Origin of the sequence: Aquipuribacter hungaricus, from assembly GCF_037860755.1 — a bacterium.
Taxonomy (GTDB): Bacteria; Actinomycetota; Actinomycetes; order Actinomycetales; family JBBAYJ01; genus Aquipuribacter; species Aquipuribacter hungaricus.
Genome location: NZ_JBBEOI010000020.1, coordinates 1 through 14,421, shown reverse-complemented (window position 1 = coordinate 14,421; position 14,421 = coordinate 1). Strand labels below are relative to the sequence as shown.

12 protein-coding genes and 1 pseudogene are annotated in these 14,421 nt (G+C 75.5%); 7 read left to right on the top strand and 6 right to left on the bottom strand.

What is annotated here, in order from left to right:
- Window positions 1–425: 425 nt before the first annotated feature.
- A complete protein-coding gene (locus WCS02_RS04935) occupies window positions 426–869 on the bottom strand; it encodes a DUF4383 domain-containing protein (protein WP_340290567.1) in 444 nt (147 codons plus the stop codon).
- 98 nt (window positions 870–967) lie between these two features.
- Here WCS02_RS04935 and WCS02_RS04930 point away from each other — a divergent pair.
- A pseudogene (locus tag WCS02_RS04930) lies at window positions 968–1,393 on the top strand (SDR family oxidoreductase); the annotation flags it as partial.
- Between the two features lie 131 nt (window positions 1,394–1,524).
- Here WCS02_RS04930 and WCS02_RS04925 read toward each other — a convergent pair.
- A complete protein-coding gene (locus tag WCS02_RS04925) occupies window positions 1,525–2,061 on the bottom strand; it encodes a metallophosphoesterase family protein (RefSeq protein ID WP_340290564.1) in 537 nt (178 codons plus the stop codon).
- Window positions 2,062–2,308: 247 nt separating this feature from the next.
- On the opposite strand from WCS02_RS04925, the gene WCS02_RS04920 reads away from it, so the two are divergent.
- From WCS02_RS04920 to WCS02_RS04905, 4 genes are read left to right on the top strand one after another with little or no spacing between them, the layout of a single operon-like run.
- The gene (locus tag WCS02_RS04920; protein ID WP_340290561.1) at window positions 2,309–3,040 is read left to right on the top strand and encodes a PAS and ANTAR domain-containing protein; all 732 of its coding nucleotides are present in this window, start codon (window positions 2,309–2,311) and stop codon (window positions 3,038–3,040) included.
- Between the two features lie 43 nt (window positions 3,041–3,083).
- A complete protein-coding gene (locus tag WCS02_RS04915; RefSeq protein WP_340290558.1) occupies window positions 3,084–4,679 on the top strand; it encodes an alpha-amylase family glycosyl hydrolase in 1,596 nt (531 codons plus the stop codon).
- A 2-nt stretch (window positions 4,680–4,681) separates the two neighbouring features.
- On the top strand, window positions 4,682–6,112 hold the full coding sequence (locus WCS02_RS04910; RefSeq protein WP_340290555.1) for an NAD(P)/FAD-dependent oxidoreductase: 1,431 nt from the start codon (window positions 4,682–4,684) through the stop codon (window positions 6,110–6,112).
- Window positions 6,113–6,167: 55 nt separating this feature from the next.
- Window positions 6,168–7,223: a GGDEF domain-containing protein gene (locus WCS02_RS04905; RefSeq protein WP_340290552.1), complete on the top strand. Its 1,056-nt coding sequence runs from the start codon at window positions 6,168–6,170 to the stop codon at window positions 7,221–7,223.
- 7 nt (window positions 7,224–7,230) lie between these two features.
- Here the strand turns inward: WCS02_RS04905 and WCS02_RS04900 are convergent, their stop codons facing one another.
- The 3 genes from WCS02_RS04900 to WCS02_RS04890 form a co-directional block, all read right to left on the bottom strand.
- Window positions 7,231–7,659 carry a VOC family protein gene (locus WCS02_RS04900; protein WP_340290549.1) on the bottom strand — a complete coding sequence of 143 codons (429 nt, stop codon included), beginning with the start codon at window positions 7,657–7,659 and terminating at the stop codon, window positions 7,231–7,233.
- Window positions 7,660–7,776: 117 nt separating this feature from the next.
- Window positions 7,777–8,613: an alpha/beta fold hydrolase gene (locus WCS02_RS04895; RefSeq protein ID WP_340290546.1), complete on the bottom strand. Its 837-nt coding sequence runs from the start codon at window positions 8,611–8,613 to the stop codon at window positions 7,777–7,779.
- A gap of 99 nt (window positions 8,614–8,712) precedes the next feature.
- Window positions 8,713–9,471 carry a TetR/AcrR family transcriptional regulator gene (locus WCS02_RS04890; RefSeq protein WP_340290543.1) on the bottom strand — a complete coding sequence of 253 codons (759 nt, stop codon included), beginning with the start codon at window positions 9,469–9,471 and terminating at the stop codon, window positions 8,713–8,715.
- 160 nt (window positions 9,472–9,631) lie between these two features.
- Between WCS02_RS04890 and WCS02_RS04885 the strand changes: the two genes are divergently transcribed.
- On the top strand, window positions 9,632–10,585 hold the full coding sequence (locus tag WCS02_RS04885; protein WP_340290540.1) for an alpha/beta hydrolase family protein: 954 nt from the start codon (window positions 9,632–9,634) through the stop codon (window positions 10,583–10,585).
- A 109-nt stretch (window positions 10,586–10,694) separates the two neighbouring features.
- Window positions 10,695–11,243 (top strand): peptide deformylase, encoded by a 549-nt coding sequence (gene def / locus WCS02_RS04880; protein WP_340290537.1) that lies wholly within the window; start codon window positions 10,695–10,697, stop codon window positions 11,241–11,243.
- A 31-nt stretch (window positions 11,244–11,274) separates the two neighbouring features.
- Here def and WCS02_RS04875 read toward each other — a convergent pair whose 3' ends face one another.
- Window positions 11,275–14,352 (bottom strand): hypothetical protein, encoded by a 3,078-nt coding sequence (locus WCS02_RS04875; RefSeq protein WP_340290534.1) that lies wholly within the window; start codon window positions 14,350–14,352, stop codon window positions 11,275–11,277.
- Between the last annotated feature and the right edge of the window lie 69 nt (window positions 14,353–14,421).

Sequence of the window (14,421 nt, the reverse complement as noted above, 5' to 3'; positions counted from 1 at the left end):
AGCCCCGTCGGGTGCCACGACTCACGTGCCACAGCAGCTCGGTCCAGCAGTCCACCTCGAAGGTCCCCATGACAGGGATCAAGGGGTCGTGCCGTGCTCCGGTCCGCGTGCGTTCGGTCCCAGCCGCGGGCCTGGTCCCGGTCGATGAGGCACCCGCGCGTCCGTCATGGGACCAGACCCGTCCACGTCACGAGTGGGACCGAACGGTTGTCTCGCCACCGCGGCAGCCACCGTTCCATCCCAGTCGTGGCGCCGCCGACGACCTGGGCCCCGTCTTGGCTGGTGCTGTGGGATGGGACCGGGGTTGCCGCGTCGAGCGAGCCCCGTCTGATCCACGACACAAGTCGGCCTGGTGGCCCCGGCCCCGGACATGACGACGCCCCCTCCCGCGTGCGTGAGAGGGGGCGTCGAGTCGGTCCGGCCGGTCAGTACCGGGTGTCGACGTCCTTGCGGCGCGGCCACAGCGCGGTCGCGAGGCCGCCGAGGATGGTCAGGGCGTGGAGCACGTTGTCGGCGGTGTTGATGTTGAGGAAGTTGCCGTCCTCCTGGCCGCTGACGACCAGGCCGTAGACGAGCACGGCGCCGTAGCCGACGACGAGCAGCCAGCCGTAGGTGCGCGCGCTCCGCTCGGCGCGGGACATGGCGATGCCGACCAGCCCCAGCAGCAGGTGGACGACGTTGTGGAGCGGGTTGACGGCGAAGCCGAGGAGGGTCTGGTCCGGGTGGTGCTCGGTCCAGCCGCTGAAGCCGGTCACGAAGAAGCCGGCGATGCCGACCAGCGTGAACACGACGCCGATGATCGGGGCCAGCCACTGCGGGACGCTGCGACCGGCGGTGCGGGTGGTGGACGGGGAGGTGTGCGTGCTCATGCCGGCCGGGTACCCCAGGACCGGCCCGGCATCCGCCGCTGCCTGGTCGATGCACAACCGTGACCAGCAGGTTCGTGCGATGGGGGCGCGGGCACCGGGCCGCCCGGCGGATGGTCGCGGCCGGTCGCGGGGGTCGGGTCGTCAACGTGACGAGCGTCCACGAGCACCAGCCGCGCGTCGGCGCGGCGCCCTGCTGTGCGGCCAAGGGCGGCCTGGGCCTGCTCACCGGTACCGCTGCCATCGACCTCGCCGAGCACGGCATCACCGTCAACGCCGTCGCGCCCGGCGAGATCGCCACCCCGATGACCGGGCAGACCGACGAGCCGGTGACCGGCAAGGTCCGGCCGGGCGTCCCGATCGGACGACCCGGCGACGCGCGCGAGGTGGCGGCCGTCATCGCGTTCCTCTGCACCCCCGAGGCCGGCTACGTCACCGGGGCGTCGTGGGCGGTGGACGGTGGCATGCCCCAGATGAGCCCGATGGCCGGCTCGCACATGAGGACCGACGACTGGCGCCGCCCCTGAGGCAGCGGGGTCGGCGCAGACCATGCGGGTGGCTGGCCTCATGACCGTGGGGCCGGTCAGCGCGCAGAGGCCGCGGCAGGCCAGCGCCGACCACGCGGCAGGTCAGCGCGCCGGCCGCGACGGCCGCCAGGTCAGCGCGGAGGACGCGTCGGCACCCGGAGCGGGAGCTCGTGCACCCGCACCTCCGCCAGCGCGCCGGCCTCGACCCGCGCCGTCATGTACGTGCAGCGGGGCTGGCGGCGCCGGTCGGTCGGCGACCCGGGGTTGAGCAGCCGCAGCCCCGACGGCGTGGTCGTGTCCCACGGCACGTGGCTGTGCCCGAACACCAGCACGTCGCCCGGGTCGGGCGAGGCGGGGCCGTAGAGGGCGTCGCAGCGGCGCTCGCGACCGGTCGACGCGCCCGTCTCGTGGACGACGGCCATCCGGAGCCCGTCCAGGTCGACCCGCGCCACCTCCGGCAGCCGGTCCCGGAGCGGCGGCCCGTCGTTGTTGCCGTGCACGCCGACCAGCCGCGCCGACCGCTGCTCGAGCTCGTCGAGCAGGGCCACGTCGACCCAGTCGCCGGCGTGGACGACGACGTCCGCGGCCGCCACCGCCCCCCAGACCTCGTCCGGCAGGTCCCGGGCGCGGCGCGGCAGGTGGGTGTCGGCGAGCAGCAGCAGGTCCACGCCACCAGACTGCCGCGCCTGCCACCGGGCAGCCCGCCCGTGCCGCCGTCAGCGTCCGCGCCCCGGTCGCCGCCCGTGCCGCCGCTCACCGTCCGGGACGACCCGGACCTGTCCAGGACGTCGTTCACCCGTCCGTGGGACCGACGGTGGCCCCGCTCCCACCCGGCGCGCACCGGCCCGACGGTCCTGGTTGAATTCCGGACGACGTGAGGGGGGCCAGGGGCGGCCCGGGCGCGAGCGAGGTGCGGTGACGGACGACGACGTGGTGCAGCGGTTCGGGGGCGCGATCTCCCGCACCGGTTGGTTCTCCCACGACCTGCGCACCGGGGCGTGGTCGTGGAGCGACGTCATGTACCGCATCCATGGCTACGAGTCCGGGGAGGTGGAGCTCAGCTCGGACCTCATGCTCCAGCACAAGCACCCGGAGGACCGCGGCATCGTCGTGGCCGCTCGGGAGCGCGCGTACACCAGCACCGAGCCGGTGAGCTGCAGCCACCGCATCGTCACCCGCGACGGCGAGCTCCGCTCCGTGGTCACCGTCGCGCGCACAGAGCCCGCGGCGGACGGCGGTCCGGGCCGCCTGCTGGGGTTCATGACCGACCTCACCGAGAGCCGCGTCAGCGACAGCATGGTCGTCGCCGCCGAGGCGGTGGAGTCGGCGACCGGGTCCCGGGCGGTGATCGAGCAGGCCAAGGGTGCGCTCATGCTCACGTACGGGATCGACGAGGGCGCCGCGTTCAACGTGCTGCGCCGGCACTCCCAGCACCGCAACGTCCGGCTCGTCGAGGTCGCGGCTGCCCTGGTCGCCGCCTTCGCCGACCCGGGGTGGGTGGTCGAGCGGGCACCCGAGCCCGACGCGCTCCTCGACCGCTACCTGGTCGCGGACGCACCCGGCGGCCGCGGCCGCCGGCCCGGGCGGGCGCACGACGAGGACCGGGTGGTCGACCCCTCCCGCCAGGAGGCGTCGGGCATGTCCTGACACCCGGTCGCACCGAGGCCGCGGCCTGGGCGAGGATCGGGCCATGACGGCAGCAGGCACCGGCGCCCGCCCGACGGACTGGCTGCGCGACGCGGTGGTCTACGAGATCTACCCGCAGTCCTTCGCCGACTCCGACGGCGACGGCATCGGCGACATGCCCGGCGTGCTCGCGCACCTGGACCACCTGGCGTGGCTCGGCGTGGACACCATCTGGTTCAACCCCTGCTTCGACTCCCCGTTCCACGACGCCGGCTACGACGTCCGGGACTACCTGACGGTCGCCCCGCGCTACGGCACCAACGACGACCTCGTCGCGGTCGTCGACGCAGCCCGCGAGCGCGGCATCCGGGTGCTGCTCGACCTCGTCGCCGGGCACACCTCCGACGAGCACGCCTGGTTCGTCGAGTCCTGCGCCGGTGTCCCCGAGGGCGGCCCCGCGCACGACCGGTACGTCTGGTCCGACGTCCCCGGCGAGGGGTTCGTCGCCTCGCCCGGCCCGCGCCCGGGCTACTACCTCAAGAACTTCTACGACTCCCAGCCCGCCCTGTCCTTCGGGTACGCCGACCCCGACCCGGCCGCGCCGTGGCAGCAGCCGGCCGACGCCCCGGGGCCGCAGGCCAACCAGGCGGCGCTGCGGGAGGTCATGGCGTTCTGGCTCGACCGGGGGGTCGCCGGCTTCCGCGTCGACATGGCGTTCTCGCTGGTCAAGGGCGACCCGGGCTACGTGCGGACGATGGCGCTCTGGCGGGGGATGCGGGCCTGGCTCGACGAGGCGTACCCCGAGGCCGTCCTCCTGCCCGAGGGCGTCGTGCCCTACGGGACGGCCGGCCCGGCGTTCCACGGCGACATGGCGCTGGTCATCCACGCCATGCACAGCTCGCTGTTCGACAACGGCGGGGCGGGCACCAAGCCGTGGTGGGAGCCGGCGCCCTGCTACTTCGACGCCGGGGCCCGCGGCTCGCTGGACCTGTTCCTGCGCGAGTGGCAGGAGCACGAGGACGCGCACCCCGGCGGGGCCCACCCGCTCCTGCTCGCCAGCGCCGACCACGACTTCTCGCGCCTGGTCGTCGGTGACCGGACGGTCGAGCAGACCCCGCCGGCGTGGGTGTTCCTCCTCACCTGGGGGACCGTGCCGTCGGTCTACTACGGCGACGAGATCGGCATCGCCTACCGGACCAGGCTGCCGGAGGTCGAGGGCAGCATCTGCCACCCGACGTACAACCGGGCCGGTGCCCGCACCCCGATGCACTGGGGTCCCGGGCCGGGCGCGGGCTTCTCGACGGCACCGCCGGAAGAGCACTACCTGCCCGTCGACCCGGACCCGGCGCGGCCGGACCTCCAGACCGCGCTGCAGGACCCGTCGGCCGTGCTGCACCTGGTCCGTGAGCTCGTCGACCTGCGCCGCCGCACCCCGGCGCTGCGCGTCGGCCCCGCGACCCGGGTGCTGCACCGGGACTACCCGCTGGTCTACGAGCGCGGCGGAAGCCACGTCGTCGTCGTCAACCCCTCCCGCGAGCCGTACCGGGTCGAGGTGCCGGAGGTGCTCGGCGCGACCGCGCTGCTGTCGCACGGGGTGCGGGTCGAGGGCACGACGGTCCACGTGGACGGGTTCGGCTGCGCGGTGCTCGAGCGGGCCTGAGCATGGCGAGCACGGTCTTCGAGAGGCAGGCGCCCGACCCGCGCCTGGTCGCCGACGCGCTGGCGACCACCCGGCCCGGCAGCTACTGGCTCACCGACGCCCCGGTCGAGCCCCGCCCGCCGCTCACCGGGGCCACGACCGCGGACCTCGTCGTCGTCGGCGGCGGGTACGCCGGCCTGTGGGCGGCGCTGCGGGCGGTCCAGCGCGAGCCGGGGCGGCGCGTCGTCCTGCTCGAGGCGGCGACGGTCGGGTGGGCCGCGTCGGGGCGCAACGGCGGGTTCGTCGAGGCCAGCCTCACCCACGGCGCCGACAACGGCGCCGCGCGGTGGCCGGAGGAGACGGACGTCCTCGACCGGCTCGGCCACGAGAACCTCGACGCGATGGAGGCCACCGTCGCCGACCTCGGCATCGACGCCCAGTGGGAGCGGACCGGGTCGCTCGACGTCGCCACCGAGGAGCACCAGGTGCCGTGGCTGCGCGAGGCCGCCGAGCAGCACGGCCACGGCACCCGCTTCCTCGACCGCGCGGCGGTGCAGGCCCTGGTGGCCTCGCCCACCTACCTGGCCGGGGTGCTGCACCCCGGCACCGCCCTGGTCCACCCGGCCCGGCTCGCCGTCGGGCTCGCGCGGGCGGCCGAGCGGCTCGGCGTCGTCGTCCACGAGCGCTCCCTGGTCCGCGAGGTCGAGACCCCCGGCCGGTCGGACGCCGGCGGCGTCGTGGTCCGCACCGCGACCGCGAGCGTGCGGGCCCGGCAGGCGGTGCTGGCGACCAACGTCTTCCCGTCGCTGCTGCGGCGCACCCGCCTCATGACCGTGCCGGTGTACGACTACGTCCTCATGACGGAGCCGCTCACCCGCGAGCAGCGGGCGAGCCTCGGCTGGGCGGGCCGGCAGGGCGTCGGCGACGCGGCCAACCAGTTCCACTACTACCGGCTCTCCGCCGACGACCGGCTGCTGTTCGGCGGCTACGACGCGGTCTACCACCCGGGCGGCCGGGTGCGGGCGGCCTACGAGGAGCGCCCCGAGGTGTTCGCCCGGCTCGCCGCCCACGCCCTGACGACGTTCCCGCAGCTGGAAGGGGTCCGCTTCGCCCACCGCTGGGCCGGCGCCATCGACACCTCGACCCGGTTCTGCGCGTTCACGGGCACCGCGCGGCAGGGCCGGGTCGGCTACACCGCGGGCTTCACCGGGCTGGGCGTCGCCTCGACCCGGTTCGCCGCCGACGTCGTGCTCGACCGGCTCGCCGGCCTGGACACCGAGCGCACCCGGCTGCGGATGGTGCGGGAGCAGCCGCTGCCGTTCCCGCCCGAGCCGCTGGCCTCGGTCGGCATCGGGCTCACCCGGTGGTCGCTCGACCGCGCCGACCACCGGCAGGGCCGGCGGAACCTCTGGCTGCGGGCGCTCGACGCCGCCGGGCTCGGCTTCGACAGCTGACCGCGCCGCCCGGGTCAACCGGGTGACCCGGCGTGCCGATGGGTACCCCATGGCCATGCCGGCCCCGCCCGAGACCCCGCTGCTCCCTGACGCCCAGGGGGTCGACCGGTCGGTCCTCCGTGCGCTGGTGCACCTGGCCTCGCTGGTCACCGGCTCCCACGACGCGCTCGCCACCGTGGAGGCGGTCGCCGAGACCGCCCGCGACCTGCTCGGCGCCGCGTCGCTGTCGATCAGCAGCCGCGACGACGACGGCCTGGCCCTGACCACGGTGGTCAACGTCGGCCTGCTCGGCCCCGACGAGGTCCGCTGGCCCACCGACGAGCGCTACGACCTGGCCACCTACCCCCGTGCGGTCGAGACCCTGGCGAGCGGCCGGCACCACGTGTTCCTCACCCACGTCGAGGACCCGGCCGCCGACGCCGCCGAGGTCGAGCTGCTGCACAGCCTCGGCAAGGCGGCCTGCCTGCACGCGCCGATCGTCGTCGAGGGCGAGCTGTGGGGGGAGCTGTGGGCGTCGCGCACCGCCGACCAGCCGTCGTTCGACGCGTACACCTGCGAGCTCAGCGAGGTCGTCGTCGGCCTCATCGCCGCCGGGCTCGTCCAGGCGGCGGCGTGGCAGCAGCTGCAGCAGCTGGCTGCCACCGACCCGATGACCGGGCTCGCCAACCGGCGCACGTTCGACGAGCGGCTCGACGAGCTCGTCGCCGGCACCGTGCCGTCGCCGGGCTTCGCGCTCGTGCTCGGCGACGTCGACGGGCTCAAGCGCGTCAACGACAGCCTCGGCCACCCGGCCGGCGACGAGGCGCTCACCGCGGTCGCCGACGCCGCCCGGGCCGCGGCCGCCGGGGTCACCGGTGCCGTCGCGTGCCGCCTCGGCGGCGACGAGTACGCGCTGCTGCTGCCCGGCGTCGACGTGACGAGGGCGCTCGAGGTGGCGTCGGCGTGGTGCCGCTCCTGCGAGGACGGCCCCCACGGCACCAGCCTGTCCGCCGGCGTCCTCGTCGTCGACGGCGGCCGGCACCAGGCGGCGGCGGTCTACCGCCGGGCCGACCGGGCGCTGTACCAGGCCAAGCAGTCCGGCTCCGGCGCGCCGGTCCTCGCCACCGGCTGAGCGCCCGTCAGCCGTCGGTGGCGGGCGCCCCGGCGATGTTGACCATCCAGTGCACGCCGAAGCGGTCGGTGAGCATGCCGAACTCGTCGCCCCAGGGGGCGACGTCCAGCTTCTCCTGCACCTCGCCGCCCTCGGCGAGGCCGTCCCAGCAATGGTGGAGGTGCTCGGCGTCCTCGGCCTCGCCGGACAGCGACACCGAGAACCCGCCGGGCGTGTGCTCCATGGAGCTCGGGGTGTCGGCCCCCATGAGCCGCCAGCCGGTCGGGGTGACGAGCTGGGAGTGCATGGTCTTGTCCGCCTCGGCGGGGTCCTCGGCCATGCCGTAGTCGGCGAAGGTGGCGCGCGTGAGCTCGCCGCCGAACACGCGCTGGTAGTGCTGCATGGCGTCGAAGGCGCCGTCGCGGAAGGACAGGTACGGGGCCAGGTAGGTCGTCATGGCGGGGGAGACGGTCGGTGGCGGCGGAACTCATCGCCGCGCCGGCGCGGTGCCACGGGTCCTGCGTCGTATCCGCGCCGGTCGCGGGGGCCGGGCGGACCCGGCCCCCGCAGCAGGTCAGCGGGCGAGGAAGTCGAGCAGCACCCGGTTGAACTCCTCCGCGTGGCTCACGTTGAAGCCGTGCGGGGCGCCTTGGACCACGTGCAGCTGGCTGCCGGCGATCGCGGCGTGCGTCCGCGCGCCCGAGCCCTCGAAGGGGACGGTCGCGTCGGCGGAGCCGTGCAGGACCAGGGTCGGCACCGTGACCTTGGGCAGGTCCTCGCGGAAGTCGGTGGTCGCGAAGGACGACATGCAGGCCAGGGCGGCCTTGTGGTCGGCCTGGTGGGCGAGGCGGAGCGCGTCCTGGCGCTGGGCCTCGTCGACCTGCAGGACGCCGTCGGCGGAGAAGAAGTCGGTGATGAACCCGTCGTAGAACGCGTCCTGGTCGGCCGTGAGCGCGGCGGTCATCTCGGCGGCCTGGCTCTTCTCCAGCGGGCCGTCCGGGTTGTCGCTGCCCTTCATGAGGTACGGCGGGACCGCCGCGGCGAAGACGACGCTGCGCAGCCGCTCGGTGCCGTAGGCGGAGAAGTAGCGCGCGACCTCGCCGCCGCCCATCGAGAACCCGACCAGGGTGACGTCGGTCAGGTCCAGCTCGACGAGCAGGGTGTGGAGGTCCTCGGCGAGGGTGTCGTAGTCGTAGCCCTTGGCCGGCTTGTCGCTGCGGCCGAAGCCCCGGCGGTCGTAGGTGACGACGCGGTAGCCGGCCGCCTGGAGCACCGGGACCTGCGCGGACCAGGACTGGCCCGACAGGGGCCAGCCGTGGATGAGCACGACGGCGCGGCCGGGGCCGCCGGTGTCGTCGACGTGCAGGTCGGTGTTCCGGAACAAGCCGTGGTGGGCGGTGATCTCGGGCATGGGGTTCCTCCTGGGGAGTGTCGGTCGTCCGTGCTCCCATGACGTACCCAACCTTGTCGCGCGCGACACATCGTCTACGTCGAGTGCCGGTTCACCGGCTCACCCAGGTGGCCCGGACCACCCGCGCTGCCGTGCCTCGATCCCCAGCACGAATGCCTCGAAGGCCGCGTCCACGCGCGCCTCGTCCCCGGTGAGAAGGCGGTCGGTCGCCAGGCCGCGCATCGTCGACAGCAGGAGCGTGGCCAGGGCCGGCGCCTGGTCGGCCGGGCACCCCGCCGCCACGAGGCCCGTGGCGATCAGGCGGACCCGGTCCTGGACCGACGCCCGGACCGGGACGGCGAGCTCCTCGTCGTACACCGCCGACCCGGTCACGGCCAGGAACGCCCGGACCAGCGACTGACCGTCAGGGCTCACGCTCCGCCGCCAGAGCGCCCGCAGCGGCCCCCCGCCCGGGTCCGCGTCGACGGCCCGTCCCTGCGCGGCCGTGTCGGTGAACGCCCGGTCCAGCACCTCCCGGACCACCGCCTCGACCAGCTGCGAGCGGCTGGAGAAGTGGTGCAGCAGGGCGGCGTGCGTGACCCCGGCGCTGTCGGCGACACGCCGCAGCGTCAGCCCGTCCAGGCCGTGCCGCAGCACGTGGTCGGTCGCGGCGGCGAGGAGCTCCGCGCGGCGGTGCTGGTAGCGCAGCCGCCGGCCGTCGGTCCTCGCCGGCTCGTCCGCGGTCCCGTCGCCCGCCTGCTCGGGGGCCGGGCCGGAGGCGTGCTCGGGGGCCTGGTCGGAGGTCTGGTCGGACGTCTGGTCGAGCGGCCGTCCGGGCGCCCCGTCGGGTGGCTCGTCAGGGGTCCGGTCGGCAGGCACCGGTCGACGGTAGCCGCCGGTCCCGCCTGTCGAGCAGGATGCTTGACCATCTGGTTAGTCAACTTCTACGGTGACGCCGGCTGCAGCGGTCGGTCACAGGTGACCTGCCGCGCCGGCCCGGCAGCGGCCACCGGACACGCGACCACCCCAGGACGTGCACATGACTGTCTCGCCCACCTCCCTCTCCCTCCCCGGGCCGCGCACCGCCGACGCGGGTGCGACCCGGCCGCGCAGCACGCACGGTCGCTCCGGCGGCCTCGTCCGTCGGCTCGCTGCCCTGGCGCTCGCGGCGGTCGTGCCGCTGTCCGGCGGCCTGCCCGCGGCCGCCGTCACCGTCAACCCGTACGAGCGGGGTCCCGCGCCGACGGTCGCCAGCATCGAGGCGACCCGCGGGTCGTTCGCGGTGTCGACGACCACGGTGTCGCGGTACGCGACGACCGGCTTCGGCGGCGGCACCATCTACTACCCGACGTCCACGTCCGCCGGCACCTTCGGCGGGGTCGTCATCGCGCCGGGCTACACGGCGGCGCAGTCGAGCATCGCGTGGCTCGGGCCCCGCCTGGCGTCCCAGGGGTTCGTGGTCTTCACCATCGACACGTCCAGCCGCTACGACCAGCCTGCCTCCCGGGGCCGGCAGCTCCAGGCGGCGGCCGACTACCTGACGGGCAGCAGCACCGTGCGCACCCGGGTGGACGGCAGCCGGCTCGCCGTCATGGGGCACTCCATGGGCGGCGGTGGGACGCTCGAGGCCGTCAAGGCCAACCCCCGGTTCCAGGCGGCCATCCCCCTGACCCCGTGGAACACGGACAAGACCTGGCCCGAGGTGACCGTGCCGACCCTCATCATCGGCGCGCAGAACGACAGCGTCGCCTCGGTGGGCGCGCACTCGGTCCCGTTCTTCACGAGCATCCCGGGGACGACGGACAAGGCGTACGTCGAGCTGCGCGGGGCCAGCCACTACGCGCCGAACTCGGCCAACACGACGATCGCCCGCTCGTCCATCGCCTGGCTCAAGCGGTTCGTCGACGACGACCTGCGGTACTCGCAGTTCCTCTGCGCCCCGCCCGGGACCAGCCTGCAGGTCAGCGACTACCGGGACAGCTGCCCGTACTGAGGGCTCTCGGTCCTGACGCTCGACCCGCGTGCCGTCGGTGCGCGGGTCGAGCGTCGTCGTCGGGATGCCACAGTTGTCGTCCCCCGACCGCACCACCCGGAGGTGCCCGATGGCCGTCCGCCCGATCCGCCTCTTCGGCGACCCCGTGCTCCGCCGTCGCGCCGACGAGGTGGTCGACTTCGACCGCGAGCTCCGCCAGCTGGTCACCGACCTGACCGACACCATGCTCGACGCCGGCGGTTCCGGCATCGCCGCGCCCCAGGTGGGGGTGGGGCTGCGGGTCTTCACGTGGGTGGTCGAGGGCGAGTTCGGCCACATCGTCAACCCGACGGTGGAGCTGGTCGGCGACGAGGAGTCCTTCGAGCGCGAGGGCTGCCTGTCGATCCCCGGTCTGCCGTTCGACTGCCGCCGCCACCTGCGCGTGGTGACCACCGGCTTCACCGTCGACGGGGAGCCGCTGCGAGTGGAGGGCGCCGGCAAGCTGTCGGTGGTGGTGCAGCACGAGACCGACCATCTGGACGGCATCCTCTTCGTCGACCGCCTCGACGAGGCCACCCGGGCGCTGGCCGAGGCCGCGATCCGCGAGGCGGAGTGGAGCAGAGGGATGGTGCCGGAGATCCGGGCGAGCCCGCACGCGCCGCTGCGTCCGACGGGATGACGGGCCCCCTCGGACCGCTCACGTCAGCGCCTCACAGCGGGACCGAGCCGGCGTAGACCAGCCGGGGCACCTGCCGCTCCAGCATCGCCGGCGGCACGGGGTCCGCGTCGAGGAGCTCGTGCTCCTCGACCAGCACGCGCCAGGTGGACCCGTCGGGGCTGTCGGGTCCGGGCCGGCGGAACCCGGGCAGGCCGGTCGCCTCGCCGGCCTCGGTGCCGGAACCGGCGGGCAGCCCGACGCTGCCGCTCCAGGTCGCCCGGAAGCCGCCGCCCTCCTCGACGCTCGTCGCGTGCAGCACGGTCGACCGGTAGGTCTGCCAGTCCAGGTCGCCCGCACCCGCCGGCCGGGTCTGGACGGTGGCGCGGACGGTGCGCGATCGCTGCAGCCGGGCCGCGCGCACCGCGGCGTCACCGGTCGGGGTGTCCGCGCCCAGCTGCTCGCCGGGCAGGTCTCCGGTCGCCCGCTCGTCCCACCGTAGCCAGGCCACGACGCCGCTCAGGGTGACCTGCACCTGCTCGTGGGCCGTGCGGGTCACGGTGAGCGTGCGGGTCGGCAGCGGCTGCACCCACCCGGTGAGCGCCACGGCGGACAGCTCGTGCCCCGCGATCGAGCTGGGCTGCCACCGGGCGACGGCGAGCCGCACGAACGGCCACAGCGCCCGGGTCTCCTGCAGCCCCACGTCGACGAACCACCGACGGGACTCCGTGTCGAACTCCGGCTCGTACCCCAGGACCCTGGCGGACGGCCGCCCCGGTACGTCCCGCAGCGGGAGCGCCTCGGCGGCGTCGACGGGGTGCCCGGGGGTGCCGGGCCAGCCGCGGGCGCGGCCCCCGACGACGGCCCCGTGCAGCGGCGGCCGGATCTCCAGCGGCCCGGCTGCGGCGCCGTCGACCAGGTCGAGGAGCAGCTCCTCGGGGCTGAGCAGCGGCGGGACGGTGGGGGTGTCGGTGGTCCCGCTGCGGCTGTCGTGGACGGGGTCGGCGGCCCACAGGCTCGTGGCGCCGTCCGGTGCCTGCAGGGGCTTCTCCCGCCAGACCTTCCGCCCGTCCTCGTCCACCCACGCGTGGGTGTCGAAGACGAGGACGCCGAGCAGCTCCCCGTCCCCGGAGGAGTACCACGGCCGGTCCAGCCACACCCGGATCCCGGAGCGCCGCACCGACCGGTGGGCGAACGGCCCCTCGGGGTCCGGCTCGGCCTCCCAGCGCAGCAGCGGGACCGCGTCGAGCACCAGCGGGGCGGCGGGGCGGGCGGAGGACGGGATGTCCAGCGTGACCGGCTCGCCGGCGGGCGGGGCGCCGGGCAGCTGCGAGGCGTCGAAGTACTCGGCGTAGCGGGTGGTGCCGGCGGGGACGTAGGTGACCTGCCGGTGGTGGGTGTCCTCGAAGGTCTGCAGGGCCCGGTGCAGGCCGACGTCGCCGAGCGCCCGGGCGACCGGCCCGGTGGGCTGGAGGTCGACGAGGAACAGGGCGCCGGTCCGCTGCCGCTCGCCGACGGTCGAGCGGACGACGACGTCGGACCGGGTCACCTCGCCCGGTGCGGGTGCGGCCGGGTCGTCGACCTTCTCCGTCCAGGTGGCGGTGACCAGCAGGGTGTCCGTGCTCGCGCCGTGGACGTCGACCAGGCCGCTGAGGGCGACGACCGCGCGCCCCGGGGGGCGGGCCAGGACCGACAGCGCGCGCAGCTGCGGAGGGCGGACCGGGGCGGGCACCGCGTGCACCAGCCGGACGTCCACGGACGGTGTCAGCCACCAGGTCCAGCCCTGCGACGCGGCCCTCATCAGGGCGGCCGAGGCGACCACCTCGTCCTGGGTGAAGCCGTCGGCAGGGTCGGCGACGCTCGCCAGCTGCGAGCGCCACAGCCCGAACTTCTCCAGCGAGGCGACGTCCACGGTGCTGGAGACCGCGACCCGCACCTGCTCGCCGGGCGGCAGCGTGACGCGCACCTCGTGGCCCTCGACCGTGGCAGAGAGCGTGGCGCCGGGCTCGACCACCAGACGCAGCGGCTGCAGCGACGGCCAGCGTCCCGGGTAGGGGACCGTCACGGCCTGCAGCGCGCGCGGCTCGGGCAGCGCGTGCGGGGCGCCCGACTCGAAGAACACCAGCGACACCCCGGTGGCGTACGGGTCGGGCAGGTACGGCAGGCGGAGGGCGTCGGTGTCGTGCACGACGTACTGGCCCTCGCCGATCTGCCGGCCACGCCGGGCGGTGATGTCGGCCAGGGTCGCGCGGTCCGCCGAGCCGGTGTCGGCACCGGGCCTGTCGACCAGGGCGATCCCCGGCTGGGCGTCGGTCGCGCGGGCGTCCGTCAGGCTGGGGACCTGCTCGTCGAGCAGGGTGCCGCGCTCGGCCAGCGCCACCGCGTACAGCCGCCTGGTCTCGGCGGCGTCGCCGGTCCCGATCGCGGCGTCGAACAGGCCCGCGGTCTCCGCCTCGGCCTGGGTGGACTTGGGCGGCACCACGTGCCGTTCCGCGGCCGCGCGCGTGTCGGGGCCCTCGCCCGCCGGGATGCCGGTGCGGACGACCAGGTGCGCGGGCTGCTCGCCGGTGCCGAGCTGGTGGCGCGGCACGACGGCCGGGGCGGGGACCGGTTCCCAGCGCAGGTACGGCCGGGGGGCGGTGACCGAGGCGCGGTCGAGCCGTCGGGCGGCGCCGGGCAACCGCAGGTCCTCGTGCCGGCCGACCTCCGCCAGCAGCTCCGGATCCGTGCGCAGCTGCGGGCGGACACGGAGCACCTCGTGGCGCTCCGCGAGCACCAGGGACGCGACAGCCAGGTCGTCCAGGGCGCGCTGGGCGCTCGAGCGGTCGGGTCGCTCCCTGGCCGCGGCAGCGAGGAGCCCGGCCAGGACGGCGTCGAGCCGGTCGTCGCCCGACCGCAGCCCGTCCGGCAGCCCGCCCGGCAGCCCTGCCGCGCTGCCCGGCGCCAGCCCTCCGCGGATGTCGCCCTGGGCGCCCGGGCCGGTACCGGCCCGACCGGCCGCACGAGCCGCCCGCAGGTGCTCGACCACGTCGACGCGGCGGGTCGCGGCGATCCCGGCCAGGTCCCGCCGTCCGGCCTGGTCGCGGAGACGGTCGAGGTGGGCGCGCGCCGCCTCGAGGGCCTGGCGGTCCACCGGCCCTCGCCCCGGTCGGCGGCCGGGCGGTCGTCGGCCGGGCAGACCCCCGCCGGGGGCGGGGTCGGG

Excerpts from the sequence above, each read along its gene's own strand:
- WCS02_RS04910 (WP_340290555.1), top strand. The coding sequence starts at position 4,682 with ATGGCGAGCACGGTCTTCGAGAGGCAGGCGCCCGACCCGCGCCTGGTC.
- WCS02_RS04900 (WP_340290549.1), bottom strand. The coding sequence starts at position 7,659 with ATGACGACCTACCTGGCCCCGTACCTGTCCTTCCGCGACGGCGCCTTC.
- def (WP_340290537.1), top strand. The coding sequence starts at position 10,695 with ATGGCCGTCCGCCCGATCCGCCTCTTCGGCGACCCCGTGCTCCGCCGT.
- WCS02_RS04935 (WP_340290567.1), bottom strand. The coding sequence starts at position 869 with ATGAGCACGCACACCTCCCCGTCCACCACCCGCACCGCCGGTCGCAGC.
- WCS02_RS04915 (WP_340290558.1), top strand. The coding sequence starts at position 3,084 with ATGACGGCAGCAGGCACCGGCGCCCGCCCGACGGACTGGCTGCGCGAC.
- WCS02_RS04905 (WP_340290552.1), top strand. The coding sequence starts at position 6,168 with ATGCCGGCCCCGCCCGAGACCCCGCTGCTCCCTGACGCCCAGGGGGTC.
- WCS02_RS04885 (WP_340290540.1), top strand. The coding sequence starts at position 9,632 with ATGACTGTCTCGCCCACCTCCCTCTCCCTCCCCGGGCCGCGCACCGCC.
- WCS02_RS04895 (WP_340290546.1), bottom strand. The coding sequence starts at position 8,613 with ATGCCCGAGATCACCGCCCACCACGGCTTGTTCCGGAACACCGACCTG.